Here is a 17,968-nt window from a genome sequence, read left to right on the forward strand (position 1 = left end):
CGCTTACGTTCGCCTCGCGAGCGCGGCGCTCCCGACGGACACCCCGGCGATGGCTGCCATCACAAGCACGATTGCGGGGCCTGCCGGAACGTCGACCGTAAGCGAGCCCCAAAGGCCCAAGACGACGCTTGCTACGCCGACAACGGCGGCCAGGATCGCCATGCGCTCCGGTGTGGATGCAAGAGGGCGGGCTGCGACGGCGGGCACGATGAGGAACGCGATCACGAGCAGGGCGCCCACGATCTTGATGGCGATGGCGATGGTGAGCGAGAGCAGAACGATGAAGACCGCTTTCACCATATCGCGATTGACGCCTTCCGCCGAGGCCAACTCTTCGTGCACGGCGAGGCGGAGCAGGGGCTGCCAGAGCCACGCGAGGATGGCGAGCACCAGCACGCCCCCGCCGTAAATCCAATAGAGGTCGGTGACGGTGACGGCGAGGATGTCGCCGAACAGGAAGCCCATGAGGTCGGCCGCGCCGCTCGTGAGGCTCAATGTCAGGATTACGCCGAGCGCGAGCGCGCCGTGGTGCATGAGGCCCAGGATTGCGTCGAGCGGCACGATCTTCTGGCGAGACAGACCGATGAGCAGAGCGGCCATGACCAGCGTGGCAAAGATCACGGGCGCGGTGATGTCGATGCCGAGGAACAGACCGAGCGCGATGCCGATGAGGCTGGCTTGGGCGATGGTCTCGCCGAAGTAGGCCATGCGGTTCCAGATCACGAGCGAGCCGAGCGGGGCCGCCACGACGGCGAGCGCGACGGCGGCCGCGATTGCGCGCAGGAGAAACGGCTCCATCAGGCGGCGCCTCCGGAGGGGCTGTCTTTGCCGTCGTCCGTGCCGACAGGGGCCGGTTCGCCCGCCAGATCGTGGCGATGATCGTGACGATGCTGGTAGACGGCGAAGGCGCGCGCCTCGTCCCGGCCGAACAGACGCACGTATTCCGGATGCTGGGCCACGGTTTCCGGCACGCCCGAGCAGCAGACGTGGCGGTTGAGGCAGATCACGCGGTCGGAGTTGGCCATCACGATGTGGAGGTCATGCGAGATCAACAGCACGCCGAGGCCGCGCGCATCCCGCAGGCGGCCGATCAGCGTGTAAAGCTCGGCTTCGCCCACATAGTCCACGCCGCGCACGGGCTCGTCCAGCACAAGCAGATCCGGATCATTGAGAAGGGCGCGGGCCAGCAGGACGCGCTGCAATTCGCCGCCCGACAGCTCGCCGAGCTGCTGGTTCGCCACGCGCGACGCGCCGACCTCTTCCAGGACGGCCCCGATGCGGCTTGCGCGCGCGCCTTCGCCCAGGGCCAGAAAGCGGGCGACCGTCATCGGCAAGGTGCGGTCGATGTCGAAGCGCTGGGGGACGTAGCCGATGGTGAGGCCGCGGCGTCTCTGGACCTCGCCTTCGTCCAGCCGCTCCAGGCCGAGCAAGGCGCGGACGAGCGTGGTTTTTCCGGCGCCGTTGGGGCCGATGATCGTGACGATCTCGCCGGCTGCGATGTCGAGATCGACGCCGGACAGGATCGCGCGGCCACTGCGGGTGACGGCGAGCGCGCGGGCACTGATCAGGATGTCGGCGCCGGGCGGACGTTTGGCGTGCCCGTGCCCACCGCAGCATGTGCCGTCGTGGGTATGCTGATGGCCGTGAGAATGGCTATGTGCGCCATGCGCCGACGCGCAGGACGTCTCCGCGGACTCGCCGGGACGCTCGTTCATCAACGTCGTGCCTTATTCCTTCGCCGCGCAGCGCGGGCACAGGCCCTGGACCTCGACGAACTTTACACGGGCCTTGAAATCCGCGCCATCGGCCGCTTCGCCGATCAGGTCGAAGATGTGCTGGCCGTCAACTTCGCCCACGGCGCCGCATTTCTCGCAGGAGAGAAACAGCGGGCGGCGGCCCGTGCGGTGGTCCATGCGCCGGCAGGCGAAGAAGGCGTTCTTACTTTCGAGGCGGTGGATGACGCCCGCTTCCAGCAGGGCGTCGATGGCCCGGTAGATCGAGATCGGTGCGACGCGGGTGCCTTTGTCGGCCAAGCGGTTGAGGATTTCGTAAGCGCCGATCGAGGCGTAGGTGGCGGCGATTTCCTCGTAGACCATTTGCCGGAGCTTGGTGAAGCGCAGGTTCTTGGCCGCAAATTCCTCACCGGCGCGCTCGATGGCCTTGGCGAGCTTGCGTCCGTTGGGCTTCTCCGGCGACGGGAAGGGGGTGCGTGCTTGCGCGTCAGACATCAGGGCCTGCAAGGTCTCTTTCGGATTCCACGTTACACAATATCATGACCGAACGCGGTGCCTAGAGAAATTGATCCGTAGGGGCTGAGGCGCGGTGAATTGATCGTGATCCGGCGTGTAAAACGCCGAGGTGCCAGATCTGGCAGTTGTATTGAAAGAGTAATTTCTACCCGTCTTTTTGAGGCGTTGCGTCTTTTGTTGGCGATTTCTGTATTTTGCACGCGTGGCAACCGTGCGCTCCCGGCTCGATAGAGGGCTTCTTTCCCGAGAATGATTGTCCCTGCACATCGCGGGGCGCAACGACGGCGGCCGTTCGATCGTCGCCGTGCTCCGGCAGGGTGCCGGTTAGGGCGGAGGTGAGATTAAATCGCATCCATGTCGGTTGCTCGCCGCAATACCGCCGCGATGCGGCCCGCGAATTGTAGGACGTGTGCATAAGGGCGATTACGGTACCCGCGTGCCGCTTTCCAACCTGCAACGAGGGCTCGGTCTGCCCTTACGGCCTTGAGTGGCTTCGTGAGGGTGGGATGACGGCGGTCCGAGACGGTCCGGAGCGGGCAGGCGCCAGGAGGATTGAGCACCATGGGCTGGGACGTGAAGGCCACGGCGGATGGCATCGTTCAGTCGCTTCCAGAGATGCCGACGCTCAGCGCCGAGAGCGTGTCGCTGCCTCAAGCCGCAAACTGGATCATCATGGGCCTCCTCGTGCTTGCGGTTGCAAGCGCGCTGACGCGGCTTCTGCCGCGCATCTGGGCGGCCACCGAACAGGTGCTGTTCTCGAACTGGCGGCTGGCACTGATCGGAAGCGCCGCGCTCATTCTTTCGCTCGCGGGCGGCTGGGTGACGTGGGACGGCATGCGCAACTTCACCGGAGAATCGGTGCTGTCGGCGATGTTCACGTTCGGCATCCACGCGGTGATGCTGATCACCGCGTGGCTCATCGGCGAAAGCTTCGCGACCGGCATGAACCAGATGCGTGTGACGTCAGCGCGTAAGGTCAACGCGCCGATGATCGCGCTTTCGCTGATCGGATTTACGCTGCTCATTGCGGCGCTTGTCGCGGGTATCGTTCTTTACGGTCTCTCGAACGATCAACTTTTCTATGGGCTCGCTGCGGCGGGGCTCGTGGTACTCGCGGTGGCGGGTATTCTGATCTTTTCGAAGAGCGACGTGGTGCAGCCCTATACGCAAGGCGTCCGGATCGTCGCCAAGAACGCGATGCTGTGGGTGATGTTCCTGGTCTGCATGTCGACCAGCGTGTTCTTCTCGTTCGACAGCCGCTTCAACGTGATCTTTCCGAAGGATCAGCGCGAACGCGCAGCCGAGATCCGCACGACGAACCAGGTTGCGGGCGTCGTCGCGGACATCGGCGAAACAATTTCGAGCCGGCGGATCACGGAAGCCGAGACGCTGTTCCAGAGCCAGGGCTGGCAGGCCTACGAAGGGCAGCTCGCTTCGCTCTCGCGCGCATCCGAAGGGGCCGAGCGGGAGATCGAAGCGCATTTTACGCGGCAGATGGAGGCGCACCGCTCCGCGATTGCCGAGCAGCAGGAGCGCATGACGACCGCAACGAGCGGACAGGCCGGGCTCGCGGGCAAGAAGATCGTCCTGACGGACGAGCTTTCGCGCCTCAAGGCCGAGCGGCCGGGGCTTGCGGCCGATCTCGCTGGCAAAAAATCGGAACTCGATGCGCGGGCGCGTGAAGTCGATGCAAAGCGCGTCGAGGCAATGGCGGAGGAAAAGGGCGTCGAAGGCACGCTCAAGTCCGGCCGGGGGCCCATGTATCGCGAGCGTGTGGGCGAGCTTGCGCGTCTCCGGGATTATTACAAGATCGGCGAAGAACGTGTGCGCGACGCCGAAAAGCGTCTCGGGGCGGTGGATACGCGCATCACGGAGATCGAGCGTGAGCTTGCCGGCGTCGATGGCGAGCTGGCGAAGCTCAGGGGCGAGGCCGATACGGCGGGGCAGCGGATCGCGGCGTCTGAAGCCTCTCAGTTGGGCCAGGAAGGACAGAGCGTCGATCCGGCGCGGGTGCGTGCCGCATTCGAGCGGGCGCGGGCGGACTTTCGCCAGCAGCCGGATCAGGAGCGCCTCGCGTCGCTGCATCAGCATTGCGTGCAGCTCTACGACGCGATGATCTCGACGGAGGCCACGAAAGAGCGCGTGCGCGACATCGACTGCGATCCGAAGCAGGCGGTCGAAGCGGCGGCGGTGGTGTTCGCGCTCAATTCGGGACTCAAGGCGTTCGAGGCGAACTGTGCCGGCGGCGACAAGCTGCCGACGGTGGGCGGCGTCGATCCGTTGCTCGGCTTCGGCCGCAAGTGTCTGCAGGACTCGGGACTGCCGAGCGCGGATTCGTCGGCGATGGGCGCGCGGCTTTCGGCCATCGATCTCAACCGCGACGACAAGGCCCACAACTTCGTGGTGTCGCTCAACGCGTTCCAAGACGGCAATTCGCTGGCGTATCTGGCGCTTGCCATCGCCATCGGTATGGATGCGCTGATCTTCATGAGCGGCTTGTTCGGCGCCAACGCCGTGCGTTCGCCGCTGTCCGACGTTCCAAGCCTCAAAGCGCGTAACTCGCAGGAGTTGAACGCGATGATCGAGGCGGCGCTGTTGCCCGATACGTTCCGCAAGGCGCGGCTTGTCGTGCAATCCATGCATCCCATCGAAAACGTCGAAGGGTATTCGAACGAGGTGCGGCTCGACGAACTGGATCCCGAGACCGCAGTGCAGGTGCGCAGCGTTCTCAACGCGGGTGCGGTGATCGGCGCGGTACGCCGCGGTGGGCAGGCCGCGCATTATCTCGTGCGCTCGGAGCTTCTCGAATTCCTCAATACGGTCGTGAAGCGGGAACTCGAACGCAACCCGGACAAGGCCGAGCGCGGTCTTGCGCTCGACCAGTTCGAAGATCAGCTCGTTGTGGCGTTGTTGCCCGACATTGGCGCTTCGTGCGATGCGGTGATGGGTGCGCTGGTGCCGATGGACGAGGATCGGGGCTTCACGTCGCAGATCGATCTCGAAGATGTGGACGACGACGAACGACCGGCCGTGCTCAATGTCTTGAACACGGGCGCGACGTTCTCGCTGGTTCAGCGGGTGAAGGGCACCGAAAGCTACTTCGTGCACAAGGATCTTTATAAAACGCTGGCCCGCATCCGTGCACGCGAGATGGCGCGCGGTGGCGGGCGCCCGCCTGCCGCGGATGGCGGTGCGCTTATATCTTCTGCTTCGAAGCAGGATCCGCCCCAGATCACGGATCAGACCCAGCGGGTGGAATACAAGCCGAGCGAGAACGACGAGCGGGTGCGGGCAATGTCGGCGCTGGTCGATCCGCTTGGGGTCGATGCGGAAAGCTACGTCATGCTGGATGCCCAAGTTCTCCGCACGGCGGGACAGGCGAGCGAGGATTTCTACGCGCTGCGCCGCACGCAGAGTGGCCTCGATTATTTTTTGCGGCAGGGCGATGACGAGGCGCGCCGCGAATTCGACCGTGCGTTTTCGCGAGAAGATCAGGCGCTTCGGCCCGGGGACGGCTGGAAGCAGCGCATCCTGAATGCCGTGGCGGAGGATCTCGAACAGAACTGGGGCATCGTGATGCTGCTGCCGAACGGTCCTTACGAGCGGGCGCTGGGTCATATCGTGGAGCAGCTCGAACCGGATAACGCGAATGAAATTCTGGCAGGCGACGAGAAGCTCCTGCTTGCGACCGCCCAAAGCCTGCTCAAAAGCCTACAGAGCAATGCGCGGCAGAGCAGCGCGGATTGGATGCAGCTTCAGTCTCTGTTCCATCAGTTGCAGCGCGTGCCCGTGCAGCAGGCTGGGCTGGGCGACGGGAAGCGGACGTTGAATTGATTTTTTTGTTTCGTAGGCAAGCTGCGGCAAGCTTCGAATAAGAGATGTCGTGCTTTGCGGATGGCCGCGGCAGTCCATGCGGAGCATGGCTTCGCCTTGCCCCGCGGGTCGCTTTGCTCCCGGGCGCTTCGTGCCGATTTTTTGTGTGCAGCGAGCGTGCGCCGCCTGTCATGCACGTGCGGTAGGGTAAGGCCCTTACGTCGATCTACGGCATGGTGAAAGGGTGCTTGCTGATGATCTTTTTTCCGTCACCGCTTCCGCATTATTCCGCCGGTGTACGCATTTATCGTGTGCGCTCGTTGTGTCATGAGGAGATGTCCCATGTCGTTCGTGCGCACTGTCACGCCGCTGCTTGGGCTTGCCGCGTTTTCGGCGGCCATGCTTTCGTCAGCCGTGGAAACCCAGGCGGCGGAGGTTCGTCTCGCCGCAGAGCTTGGCCATGCCGTCATCGATGCGAAAACGAAGGACAAGATTTATCTGCGTCTTTCGCTCAAGGCGCTCGGGCAGCGCGAGCGGGACCGGCGGACGCCGATCAATGTCGCGCTGGTGATCGATCGCTCCGGCTCGATGCAGGGCGAGCGCCTTGCGGCAGCCAAGAAGGGCGTAGAGGCGGCGCTGGAGCGGCTGGGGCCTGACGATATCGTTTCGCTCGTCGCTTACAATCACGAGGTGGACGTGCTGTTACGCGCGGGCCGCCTCGGCGCCAAGCGCGACGATGCAGAGCGCGCGATCGGCCGTCTCACCGCAACGGGCACGACGGCGCTTTATGCCGGTGTGAAGGAAGGCGGCGAGCAGGTGCAATCGCATCGCTCGGATATGCAGGTGAACCGGGTCGTTCTGCTCTCGGACGGCCTTGCCAATGTCGGGCCCAGCTCGACGCGCGAGGTAGCCGCTCTCGGCCAGACGCTCGCCGGGAAGGGCATCTCGGTTTCCACCATCGGGCTCGGCCTCGAATACAACGACGAGCTGATGCAACGCCTCGCGGCCGTCAGCGACGGCAACCACGTTTTCGTCGAGCGGCCGAGCGATCTGGCGGAAATCTTCGACCGGGAGTTCGGTGACGCGCTTTCCATCGCCGCGCGCGACATCACCATTACCATCGAATGCAAAGCGGGCTTCCGGCCTACGCGCGTGCTCGGGCGGGATGCGGAGATCGCGGGAAGCCGCGTGACGGTGAACCTCGCGCAGCTGCAAGCCGACAACGAACGCTATGTCGTCGTGGAGCTGGAACCGTCCGTTCCGTACAAGGGCGGGCGCGCAGAAGAGGTGGCGCGGGTGGATGTTGCGTACCTCAATCTCGACGGCGGGTCGAGGGATGCGGTCGCGGCTAGTGTGAAGGCGCGCTTTACGGACGACGCGAAGGAGGCCGAGGGCAGCATCAATAAAGCCGTTATGAGCCAGGTTACCGAGCAGATCGCGACAGAGAACAGCGAGCGTGCGATGGAGCTGCGGAACCAGGGTGACGTGGCCGCGGCGCGGCAGGTGCTGATCGACAATGCGTCGTATCTGAGCCGGAACAAGAATATGTTCGGCTCTGGAAATGCGCCGGCTCCGTCGGCTTCCATTTCCACGCTCGACAAGTTGGAGGAGCGGTCGCGGGAAGCTGCTGCGTCGCTGGAAGAAGGGGACTGGGAGCGCACGCGGCGCGCCATGCGTCACGATCAGCACAAGTCGAAGGTGCAGCAGGCGTACTGAGGCCGCGCTTTCTTGCAGTGCGGGCAGGGCGGAGTGCGGATCGCGCTCCGCCTTTGGCGCTAGAAACGGATGTCGAGCGATGCCGTGACGCCGTGGTCTTGAGCGTCGCTTGCGAGCTGGCCGGAATAGCCGATGTTGAACGTGGTTTCGTCGCCTACGAAGACATCCATGCCGGCTTCGATCACCGCGGTATCCTCGGTGACGGGAGCACCGGCGACGGTCAAGTACGTGCTGCCGGAAAAGCGATGCTTGGCGACCGGGGACGTGTTGCCGAAGCCATGCCGCCATCCGAGCATGCCGTGGGCCTTGGCATCGACGCCGCCGAACGTGAAGCCGAACGAACCTCTGAGGCCAATGGTGGAGAAGGTCACGTCCTCGTCAGAGGATTCGGTCATGAGGGCTGCCGTTCCGCCGGTTTCGGTATAACCCCGGGTGTGAAGATGGACGTGGGCGAGGCCCACGAACGGCTCCAGCGTGGCGGGCCCATCAAAGCGATAGCTCAACTCGCCGAACACCTGCGCAGTGCCGCCATCATCTTTGGCTGTGAGATGCTCGACGAAGCCGGGGAAGACGACATGGCGCTTCATCTCGATGTCGTGCCACGCGTAGGCGGCGCCTGCCTGGATTCCGAGAGCCGCCCATCGGGTGCCGCCGTACAGCCCGAGGTGTGCGCTGTCGCTGGTGCCGGACGACAGGTGTCCGCGGTCTTCGAAGCTGGATCGGCTGTAGCCGGTCAATGCTCCGACCCGCCAGGTGTCGAGAAGAAGGCCGTCGATGCCGGTCAGTATGCCGCCGGTTGTGCGGGAAAGCTCCGCCTGGTTGCCGCTGCTGTCGCCCCATGAGCCGAACGCGTGCCCCCAGCCGGCGAACTGCGCGCTGAAGGCTTGCTCCGTGTTTGCCGGGCGCGGGTCGCGGGTGGCGCGGATCCGGTCGTTGGCCGCATTGCGGACAAAGCGGCTGTCTTCGATCAACGCCGTTCTGGTGGACGCATGGATCTCGCCGGAAATGGCGTCGAAGGCGTTGAGCGCTTGGCCGGCTTGAAGAACGACGATTGCATCATGCAGGGCATGACCAAAGCCGAAGGCCTCGGCGACCGCTGCTGCCGCATCCTGGTTTTCGGTTTGGCCAACGTCGGCGAAAGTCAGGCTATTGCGCTGAAGCGTTAAATTGACCGCAGTTGGGCTGTAGGCCAGCGTTGCGTCGAAAAAGGCGAGTGGCGTCGACGCGGAATTGAACGTCCCGGATATGGTGTTGGCCGTTAGGATCGTGAATGTCTGCGTAGCGCTCACCGGACCGGAGTGGCTAAGGTAGACAACGGATCCGCCGTTGAGATGTGCGGCGCCGGTCACCGGGAGGCGATACGCAGTCCGCAATTCGAGGGCCGAGCCGGGCGAAAAAGTGATATCGCCCGCGACCGCCAGACGGCTCGGTCCTAACGAGACCGTGCCGCCAGATTCGACGGTGGTGTTTCCAACCGTGCCGTCGCCGGCGCCGCTGAGCCGCCCGCCATTTCCGACCGTGAGGGCCGACGACACGATGGAACCGGCGATGTGAAGCTCGCCGCCGTTGACAGTGGTCGTGCCCGTATAGGTGTTGACGCCGAAAAGTCGCAATGTTCCCGCTCCGGTCTTGACGAGATTCAGCCTGCCGGCGCCTCCGTCGCTGATGACGCCTCCAAAGTGGGAATCGCCCAGAACCGAGCTGTCGACCGTCAAGGTGGCGTCGTGCGCTGCGCCGTTTCGGATTTGGCCATTGCCCGCAATTTTTCCGATTGTGGTGCCGTACCCATTGAGCGAGAGGTTTGTGGCCCCAGCCAGATAGACATGGACGGTGTTCGTCAACGCATTGGTTGCCTGGATCTGAATCGAGGCGCTATTTTGGAGGTGAATGGTGCCGCCGTTGATGGCGTTGGAGTGGGCGGCATTTAAGGTGCTGTTGTCTTCGAACAGAAACCTTCCGCCGGTCACCGCGTTGGCTGCGGAGGCATTCAGCGCGCTGTTGCCCAGGAAGTACCTGTTGTCGTCCGAGCTGACGGCGTTTGCAACGTTGGCATTGAGCCTGCTGTTGTTGGAAAATGTGGCGTGGCCTACCGCATCTGCCGCGTCGGCTTCGAGCGTGCTGTTGTCGTAGAAGCGAAGCTGCGCGCCGCTGGCTCCCTTGGCGACTAAGACGTGCGCCACGCTGTTGTCGTAGAACAATTGAGTTCCGCCCGTTACGGCGTTCGGAGCCAGAAAATTCAAACGGCTGTTGTCGCGAAAAGTCTGCTCTCCACCGCTCACGGCGCTGGTGGTTGCGGCACTGAGCACGCTCGTTCCCAGAAAAGTCTGGGTCCCGCCGCTGACAGAATTGTACCCGGACGCGTTGAGGCGGCTCGTGGCATGAAATTCCTGGGTCCCTCCGTTCAACGCATTCATTGCGTACGCGTTGAGCACACTTTCGTTGAAGAAGCGCTGCGTTCCAAACGTGATCGCGTTCGGCGCGAAGGCGTTCAGCACGGTGCGGTCGTAGAAATATTGCTCTCCTCCGCCGACCGCATTCGCGGCAGTTGCATCGAGGCGGGCTATGAAACGGAATTCCTGCCGTCCGCCGCCTACGGCCCATGGCGCCGAAGCATCGAGCCTCGCGCCATGATTGAAGTACTGGACACCGTCGTGGAATGGCCCGGAGGTGACCGCGGTGCCATTGAACGATTGCGCGGAGGCGGCGCTCGGCGCGACGGCGAGACTGGCCAGAGCGATGAGGAGGGTTGGTGTTCGCGGCCCGCGCAGCTTCTCTTTTCGCGACAGACGGAAGCCCGTCGCGGGTGCGTTTTCAAGCATAGGCTCGTTCCCGGCATAATTCCGCACACAGAGAAGAAGTGATTCGGGCGGAAGAATCAAATTGGGGAATTGCCGTGCAGTTCGGTGCGTTGAAGGGGAGTTTCGCGGCGCGGACCGGGGTTCGTCAGTTCGGGTGCGCGTGCTCGCTCTGCCCCCGGATCGGCGCTCTCGCGCCGTCCGGGGTGGCGAAGTGCTACTTCGGCGCGAGGACCATCACCATCTGGCGGCCTTCGAAGCGGGGCTCCGATTCCACCTTGGCGAAGGGCTCGACCTCGGTCTTGACGCGCACCAGCACGTCCATGCCGAGGTGCTGATGCGCCATCTCACGGCCGCGGAAGCGCAGCGTGACCTTGACCTTGTCGCCTTCTTCGAAGAACCGCTTCATCGCGCGCATCTTCACGTCGTAATCGTGATCGTCGATGCCGGGACGCATCTTGATCTCTTTGATCTCGACGGTCTTCTGGTGCTTGCGGGCCTCGGCGGCCTTTTTCTGTTCCTGATACTTGAATTTGCCGTAGTCGAGAATCTTGCAGACGGGAGGCTCGGCGTCGGGAGAAATCTCGACCAGATCCAGTCCTGCCTCCTCGGCGCGGGCGAGCGCGTCGATCTTGCTCACGACGCCGACATTCTGCCCGGTTTCGTCAATCAGCCGTACATCGCGTGCCCGGATCGCATCGTTGATTTTCGGGCCGGACAGCTCGCGCTCTGGGGCGCCCCGCATAGGTTTGCGAATGTTTCAATCTCCTGTCGTGGTTTCAGATCGTGACGACCCCTGAGCGTTAACGGTTGCGCCTGGACGCGATCCGCGACCGGCTCGGAGGATGGCCAGCACAAGAATTCAGAAAATCGCTTCCGTCAAGGTCGGTGGATCGGGACCACCAATAAAATCCGGGTCCGGAGCAGCAGATCAAGCATTCTGGCCCATCAACTCCCGGTAAACCGCGAGATAGCCCCGTGTCAGCCGATCCAGTGTGTAGCGGCTGCGGACGTGGGCGGCGGCCCGGGCTCCCATCGCCGCGCGTTGGGGCTCCGGCCAGCCGAGCAACTCGCCGAGGGCTTCGGCGAGGGCGGGCGGCTGGGCAAACGGGACGCGCAGGCCGGTTGCTGCCTCAGGGGGGGCGTCGGGTGCCGTGAGGGCGACCTCGCGGCCGGGGCCGGTGTCGGAGACGATGACCGGAACGCCCATGGCCTGGGCCTCCAGTGCGACGCGCGGGAGGCCCTCGAACTCAGAAATGTTGAGCGAGACGGCTGCCAAGCGGTAGAGGGCGGCCATGTCGCTGACGTTGCCCGGAAAGCGGACCCGCTCCGTGAGGCCGAGAGCGCGCGTGCGGCGGTCCAGCTCGGCCATGTAATCCTGCTTCTCCACTTCGCCCGCGAACACGCAGACGAAGTTCTCGATGCCGCGCGCCTTGAGAATTCCGGCGGCCTCGATGAGATGGGCTTGCGACTTCCGCCGCGTGATGCGGCCGGGGAGCAGCACGATCCGGTCTTCGGGCCGGATGCCAATCTGGGCGCGCAAGGCGTCGAGGCGCTCCGGCGTGACGGCTGCGGGATCGAATCTGGCAGGATCGAAGGCGCGGTGGATGACCGGGATGCGGTCCAGCGGAAGTCCGTAGCGGCTCTGGATCAAGCCGCGCATGTTGTCGGAAACCGAAACCACACGGTCGGCGCGTGCCATGACGCCGTTGTAGAAGCGCTTGATGCGGCCGCGTTCCGAGTATTCCGAATGATAGGTCGTCACGAACCGGATGCCTGTGACGCGGGCGGCGCGGAGCGCGCTCCAGGCGGGGGCGCGGCTGCGCGCGTGGATGATGTCGACGCGCTCGGCGCGGATGATATCGATCAGGCGCTTGCTGTTCCGCCACATGACGAACGGGTTTTTGGAGGCAAGCGGCATCGTGATGTGTGTCGCGCCGGCGGCTTCGATGGCTTCCACCATGCGCCCGCCCTCGGAGGCGACGAAAGAACGATGCCCCGCTTCGACCAGCGCTTCCGCCACCTGCAAGCAGCCGAGTTCCGCGCCGCCTGCACGCATGCGCGGGATGATCTGGAGAACGGTTATTCGATTTTCCAACGTCTGTCCCTTGCCGGCTCATCTGCCGCAGCGGCCGTTTTACGGCAACCGTGGCAGCTTCTATAGACGGGGGGGGCCTAAATGCCAAGTTGGGCTGGTGGCCCTTGCGGCGGCGTCTGGCCGGCATCGGGCGCGCAGGAAAAATAGAGCAGGAGCAGGGCCGCATGGCTGGCGACGACGTGAGGTTTCTGAATGTCGGAGAGGGCGAAACGCGGCGGCGGATCGCGTACCTCCATGCGGCGCCGAACATGCCGGAGGGGGCGAGCGTGTTGTGGCTCACGGGCCTCAAGTCCGACATGGTTTCGACCAAGGCCGAAGCGTTGGCGCGGTGGACGGCGCCGCGTGGGCTGGGACTCACGCGCTTCGACTATTCGGGCCATGGTCGTTCGGACGGTGCATTCGAGGATGCGACGGTTAGCGATTGGCTCGAAGAAAGCGTGGCTGTGTTTCGCGAGGTAACGACGGGGCCGCAGATCCTTGTCGGGTCCAGTACGGGCGGATACCTCGCGTTGCTCTTGCTGCGCCGGCTTGTCGAGACGGTGCCGGAAGAGGTCGCGCGCGTGCGGGGACTGGTGCTCGTCGCGCCAGCTTGGGATTTGACCGAAGAGCTGATGTGGAACCGCTATCCCGACGATGTGCGGCGCGAGATCCTAGAGAAGGGCCGGTGGGTGCAGCCGTCCGCCTACGACCCCGCGGGCTACGTCATCACGCGGCAGTTCATCGAGGATGGACGGCGTCACCTGATCAAGGATGCCGCGTTCGATCCGGGCCGGCCTGTGCTCGTCCTGCAGGGCGTGCAGGACAAAGATGTGCCCGTGGAGCACGCACGCGCTTTGGAAGATGTTCTCGGCGGAGATTGGGTGCGGATCTGCGAGGTGCCGGACGGCGAGCACCGCCTCTCGCGTCCCGCGGATCTCGCGAAGCTTTATGGGCTTATCGAGGAGCTGGTTTAGGCGCTCGTCCGGTGCGTCAGACTTGCGGATTGCGGCGGGGCAGATTGGCCAACACGAACAGGTTGAGGCCTTCCAGGCGGCGCATCGCGACCCAGTTGATCACCGACATGGAGACGATGGCGGTTGCCGTCGCGACGGCAGCGCCCGTCACGCCCCAGATCGGAATCAGCATAAGGTTGAGCACGACGGAGAGGATCGCAGCTGTCGCCATCGAGAGCGCACTCGCGCGCTGGTGGCCCAGCATGTTGAGGATCAACTCCGACGGGCCCATCGAGGCCTTCGTGAGAATGCCCGCGGCGAGAATGAACATCAGGGGATAGGCATCCGTGAAGCCTTCGCCGAAACTCGCAAGCACCGGATAGCCCGCGGCGAGAATGGCCAGCGTGACGGCGGCGGAGGGGATGAACGTCCAGCGCACGGCCTGGCCGACGAGCGTTTCGATCTCGGCGCGGTTTCCGAGAGCCGATGCGGCCTGCATACGCCGTGCCGACCGCATACAGCACAAAGAGCGCGAGAGCGGTGGTCTTTGCGGCCGCGTAATAAATGCCGATCTCTTCCGGCGGGCGGAACAGATTGAGCAGGAGCACGTCCGCGTTGAGGGTGACGATTTCCGAAATGCCGCCCGCGAGCAGCGGCAGCGAGATTTTGAACCAGCCCGCATAGTCGTAGGTCGGCGTGGCTTCGGGGATGGTCTCGCGAATACGCCGCTTGAGGAGCACGGTCTGCATCACATTGGCGGCGACGACGGAGAAGAACGCCAGCATCATGCCGGTGACGGCGGTGGCTGGTGAGCCTGCAAGGAATGCGATGGCGACCATCGCGAGCAAGGCGAGGGGACGGACGATAAAGGGCGGGACAATCGAGCTCATCGTCCAGCCCTGGCCGCGGCCGAGTCCGTCCTGCACGTCGGTGCGCGTGTAGAGCGGCAAGCAGAGGAAGGCGAGTGCGAGCGGCAGGGCGAGGGCGGCGCTGCCGTCCACCTCCACGATCCAGACGGCCGCGAGGCCCAGGAGAGCGACGACGGTTGCGGACGTCGTCACCACGCGGCGGCCGCCGGCCCAGAGGCCGCGGAAGGCGCCATAGTCCTTGTTGGCGTAGTACTGCGGCGCAAGGCGCATCATGGCCACGTTGAAGCCGAGATGCACGATGCCGCCGAGCACGAGCACGCACGTCCACGCGGTGACGAAGAGGCCGTATTCACCCGCGCCCATCCAGCGGGCGAGCACGATCTGGGTCAGGAACAGGAGCGCCGCGCTGCCTGCGCGGACGGCGAACACGCCGATTGCGTTCCAGCTCTCGGCGTGGCGCTGCCGGCTCGCCCATATGTTTTCAAGCGCGAGGCGCAAGGCGCTCGGGGCGTAAGCTTTCGGGGTGTGCGTTCTGGCTTCAATCATGCTGCCGCTGCTCTGTGCTTGCTACCAACGGCATGGCGTCGACGAGGCCCCAAATGAGCGCCATTTGCAGGAAGAAATGCCGCCAGTGGTCGCTGTCGATGACGAGGCCTTCGAGGGCTACTCCGGCAAAAGCCGCCGTGGCGACGATGAGCGGGCCTTGCAGGGCCGTCCGCCGGCGGGCGGCGTAGAGGCCTGCCGCGAGCGTGCCGAGAATGGAGATGAGGTAGAGCGTTCCGCCGAGCCAGCCCGCGTTCAGGAACTGGCTGAGGTAGACGTTGTGGGGCTCTTCCTCGTGGTGACTGTCGCGGAAGGTGTGCGTGCCGATGCCAAAGGGGTTTTCGAGGATGAGGTTCATCGCTTTGGCCTGCCCACCGAAGCGCCCTTCGGGTCCGCTGTCGTAGGACTGATCGAAGCTTGCGCGCTCGGACAGGAGGTTGCTGATCGATTCGTGCCGGAGGGTGCTCGCGAGCGCGAGGGCGAGTACAAGCGTGCCAACCGTGCCGACCGCCACGAGGCGGACGTGATCGCGTTTGCGCCGTGTGGTGACGGCGGAGAGCCAGACGGCGATCAGGAGCGAGAAGGCCACCGAGATCCACGCGCCGCGCGAGAACGACAGCAGGAGTGCCAGCATGAGCGGGAGCGAGACCGCGGCGGCGATCGCGGCTTGGCGCATCGGCGCGCGCAGGACGATCCACACCGTGTAGACGATGGCCGGAGCAAGCGCCGCGCCGAACACGTTCGGGTCCTTGAACGTTCCGCGCGCGCGGCCGTGGTTCGTGAACAGCTCGTAGGCGGCGGGTAGAACGTTGAAGTATCCGGCGAGGCCCGTTAATGCCGCGATCAGGCAGGCCAGGGTGTAGAATCGCATGACGAGATGGAAACGAGGTTCCGCGTCGGCCGCGATGTAGCCCGCGAGGACGAAGGCGCCAAGCGCGAGATAGAGCGTCACCACCTGATGAATGATGGCGGTGTTCATGGTGGTCGACATGGAACATGCCGCTATTCCGCAGGCGACCAGAACCAGCCACAGCATGAGGTTCAGTATCGCAGCGTGACCGAAGCGCGTGACGCCGAGAAGCGGGAGGCCGACGATGACGGCGGCCATCAGGATGTCGGCGACCGCGGGCTCGGAGAAAACGATGGCGCTCGTGCCCATCGCGCCTGCAACAGCAATGGCGGCAAGCGTGCTGGCCGGAACGGTCCATGCCGGCCGTCGGTCGAGGGCCCGGCTGTTCCGGTCAACATGGGCCGCGGTGCGCAAGGTCGTGTCGCGCCGCCCGTTCGGCCATGCGCCGGTGCGCCGGATGTGGAACGAGGTGGCTGACATCCGCTAGTACGCGTTCTTGCCCGTGAGAAGGGCAAACGGAGTTGCGGCGATGATGTAGAGATCCAGCATCAGCGACCAGTTGTCGATGTAGTGCAGGTCGGCCTCCACACGGCGCTGGATCTTTTCGTGCGTGTCGGTTTCGCCGCGCCAGCCGTTGATCTGCGCCCAGCCGGTGACGCCGGGTTTGACGCGGTGGCGCGCACAATAGCCGTCGACGACCGTCTGGTAGAGGTCTGCGCTCGCTTTGGCTTCGGTCGCGTGAGGGCGCGGGCCGACGAGGGACATCTCGCCCTTGAGGACATTGAAGAGCTGCGGCAGCTCGTCGAGGCTCGTTTTGCGGATGAAGCGGCCGACGGGCGTCACGCGGGGATCGTCGCGCGTCACGAGTTTGCTGGCCGAGGCGTCCGTCTTGTCCACGTACATGGAGCGGAACTTATAGACTTCGATCAGCTCGTTGTTGAAGCCGTAGCGGCGCTGCTTGAAGAGGATCGGGCCCTTGCTGTCGAGGCGGATCGCCAGGGCGACGAGAGCCATGACGGGGGCTGCAAGAACGAACAGCGCCGTGCCGACGACGCGGTCCTCGATGTTCTTGATCACGCGATCCCAGTCGGTGAGCGGGCGGTCCATCAGCGCGAGCATGGGCACGCGGCCGATGTGCGAATAGGTGCCCGATGCGAGGCGGAGCTTCGAGCTCAAGGCCGAGATGCGGATGTCGACCGGCAGCGTGAAAAGCTGCTTCAGGATCTGCATAAGGCGGGCTTCGGCGCTCATCGGAACGGTCACGATCATGAGATCGATGCCCGTGTTGCGGAAGAAGGCAGGAAGCTGATCGAACGTGCCGAGCTTGGGATAGCCCGCGATGCTATCGGCCGAGCGATCGTCGAAGCGGTCGTCGAACACGCCGACGATCGAGATTTCCTTGAGGTTGTCGCGCTCCAGCGCGGAAATCACCGCTTCTGCGTCCGGGCCGCCGCCGACGATGACGGTGCGGCGCACAAGGCGGCCGGCTTCCGTGAGATGGGCGAGGCCGCGCGCAAGCAGGAAGCGGAACGCAGTCATGAGAAAGATGGCCGATACGAGCCATGCGGCGCCGGTTCGAGGTGAGAACGGTGCGATCTTCAGGAGATGGGCAGCGCCGACGGTGACGCAGAACACAACGATGACGCTGCGCAAGATTTTTCGCGCCTGCCGCGCGGGTTCGCGCAGGGCGTGAACTGAATACGACCAGTTGCGGCGGAGTTCGAGGGTCGTGACCAGGGCGATAACAACGGTCCAGGCCGCGATCGCGAGCGTGGACGCCGGCGTGGGTTCGAGGGCGACGAAGGCCACCACCCCCGTTGCGATCAGGATCGCGGCGTCCGTCGTGCTGGTTGCGAAGAGGAGTTTCGGCCGCGAAACGTTGCGCCGCTCATCGGAACAGAAGATGCGGTCGAAGAGACGCGTTGCGGTGCCCGAAAGGCGGTGGGATGCCTTGCGCCAGAACGATGGGCGCGCGTCGCCGTTCGGGGTTTCATGAGTTGCGATGGCCATGGCCGCACGTCCAAGATGGGTAAATTCTTGGCTCTCACCATGACCCAGCTTTGTCTCGAAGCGGTAAAGGCGGCGCGGTGCAAAAGCCGGAAT

Annotated in this window: 12 protein-coding genes; 3 read left to right on the plus strand and 9 right to left on the minus strand. The window is 64.4% G+C overall.

Annotated elements, in window-relative coordinates; genetic code table 11:
* Nucleotides 1-3: 3 nt before the first annotated feature.
* The 3 genes from W911_RS02955 to W911_RS02965 are packed head-to-tail and all read right to left on the minus strand — an operon-like array spanning nucleotide 4 to nucleotide 2,228.
* Complete coding sequence (locus tag W911_RS02955; RefSeq protein WP_023786026.1) at nucleotides 4-798, minus strand: metal ABC transporter permease; 795 nt, start codon at nucleotides 796-798, stop codon at nucleotides 4-6.
* The gene (locus W911_RS02960; RefSeq protein ID WP_023786027.1) at nucleotides 798-1,715 is read right to left on the minus strand and encodes an ATP-binding cassette domain-containing protein; all 918 of its coding nucleotides are present in this window, start codon (nucleotides 1,713-1,715) and stop codon (nucleotides 798-800) included. The genes W911_RS02955 and W911_RS02960 overlap by 1 nt, the downstream gene beginning before the upstream one ends.
* 12 nt (nucleotides 1,716-1,727) lie before the next feature.
* Nucleotides 1,728-2,228, minus strand: coding sequence for a Fur family transcriptional regulator (locus tag W911_RS02965; protein ID WP_023786028.1), 501 nt, complete (start codon nucleotides 2,226-2,228; stop codon nucleotides 1,728-1,730).
* A 582-nt stretch (nucleotides 2,229-2,810) separates the two neighbouring features.
* On the opposite strand from W911_RS02965, the gene W911_RS02970 reads away from it, so the two are divergent.
* The gene (locus W911_RS02970) at nucleotides 2,811-6,083 is read left to right on the plus strand and encodes an MFS transporter (protein ID WP_023786029.1); all 3,273 of its coding nucleotides are present in this window, start codon (nucleotides 2,811-2,813) and stop codon (nucleotides 6,081-6,083) included.
* Between the two features lie 321 nt (nucleotides 6,084-6,404).
* Nucleotides 6,405-7,778 carry a vWA domain-containing protein gene (locus tag W911_RS02975; RefSeq protein WP_023786030.1) on the plus strand — a complete coding sequence of 458 codons (1,374 nt, stop codon included), beginning with the start codon at nucleotides 6,405-6,407 and terminating at the stop codon, nucleotides 7,776-7,778.
* 59 nt (nucleotides 7,779-7,837) lie between these two features.
* On the opposite strand, the gene W911_RS17110 is transcribed toward W911_RS02975, so the two are convergent.
* The 3 genes from W911_RS17110 to W911_RS02990 form a co-directional block, all read right to left on the minus strand.
* Complete coding sequence (locus W911_RS17110) at nucleotides 7,838-10,597, minus strand: autotransporter outer membrane beta-barrel domain-containing protein (RefSeq protein WP_023786031.1); 2,760 nt, start codon at nucleotides 10,595-10,597, stop codon at nucleotides 7,838-7,840.
* A gap of 193 nt (nucleotides 10,598-10,790) precedes the next feature.
* Nucleotides 10,791-11,318, minus strand: coding sequence for a translation initiation factor IF-3 (gene infC, locus W911_RS02985; RefSeq protein WP_023786032.1), 528 nt, complete (start codon nucleotides 11,316-11,318; stop codon nucleotides 10,791-10,793).
* Nucleotides 11,319-11,504: 186 nt separating this feature from the next.
* Nucleotides 11,505-12,671: a glycosyltransferase family 4 protein gene (locus tag W911_RS02990; RefSeq protein WP_023786033.1), complete on the minus strand. Its 1,167-nt coding sequence runs from the start codon at nucleotides 12,669-12,671 to the stop codon at nucleotides 11,505-11,507.
* Nucleotides 12,672-12,835: 164 nt separating this feature from the next.
* On the opposite strand from W911_RS02990, the gene W911_RS02995 reads away from it, so the two are divergent.
* Entirely contained in the window at nucleotides 12,836-13,624 is a 789-nt protein-coding gene (locus tag W911_RS02995) for an alpha/beta hydrolase (protein ID WP_023786034.1), read from the plus strand.
* On the opposite strand, the gene W911_RS19060 is transcribed toward W911_RS02995, so the two are convergent.
* The 3 genes from W911_RS19060 to W911_RS03015 are packed head-to-tail and all read right to left on the minus strand — an operon-like array spanning nucleotide 13,621 to nucleotide 17,875.
* Nucleotides 13,621-15,018: a lipopolysaccharide biosynthesis protein gene (locus W911_RS19060; protein WP_081717610.1), complete on the minus strand. Its 1,398-nt coding sequence runs from the start codon at nucleotides 15,016-15,018 to the stop codon at nucleotides 13,621-13,623. The genes W911_RS02995 and W911_RS19060 overlap by 4 nt on opposite strands.
* Entirely contained in the window at nucleotides 15,011-16,345 is a 1,335-nt protein-coding gene (locus W911_RS03005) for an O-antigen ligase family protein (RefSeq protein ID WP_081717611.1), read from the minus strand. The genes W911_RS19060 and W911_RS03005 overlap by 8 nt, the downstream gene beginning before the upstream one ends.
* 3 nt (nucleotides 16,346-16,348) lie before the next feature.
* Nucleotides 16,349-17,875 carry an undecaprenyl-phosphate glucose phosphotransferase gene (locus W911_RS03015; protein ID WP_023786037.1) on the minus strand — a complete coding sequence of 509 codons (1,527 nt, stop codon included), beginning with the start codon at nucleotides 17,873-17,875 and terminating at the stop codon, nucleotides 16,349-16,351.
* Nucleotides 17,876-17,968: the final 93 nt, after the last annotated feature.

It is taken from the genome of Hyphomicrobium nitrativorans NL23, from assembly GCF_000503895.1.
Taxonomy (GTDB): Bacteria; Pseudomonadota; Alphaproteobacteria; order Rhizobiales; family Hyphomicrobiaceae; genus Hyphomicrobium_C; species Hyphomicrobium_C nitrativorans.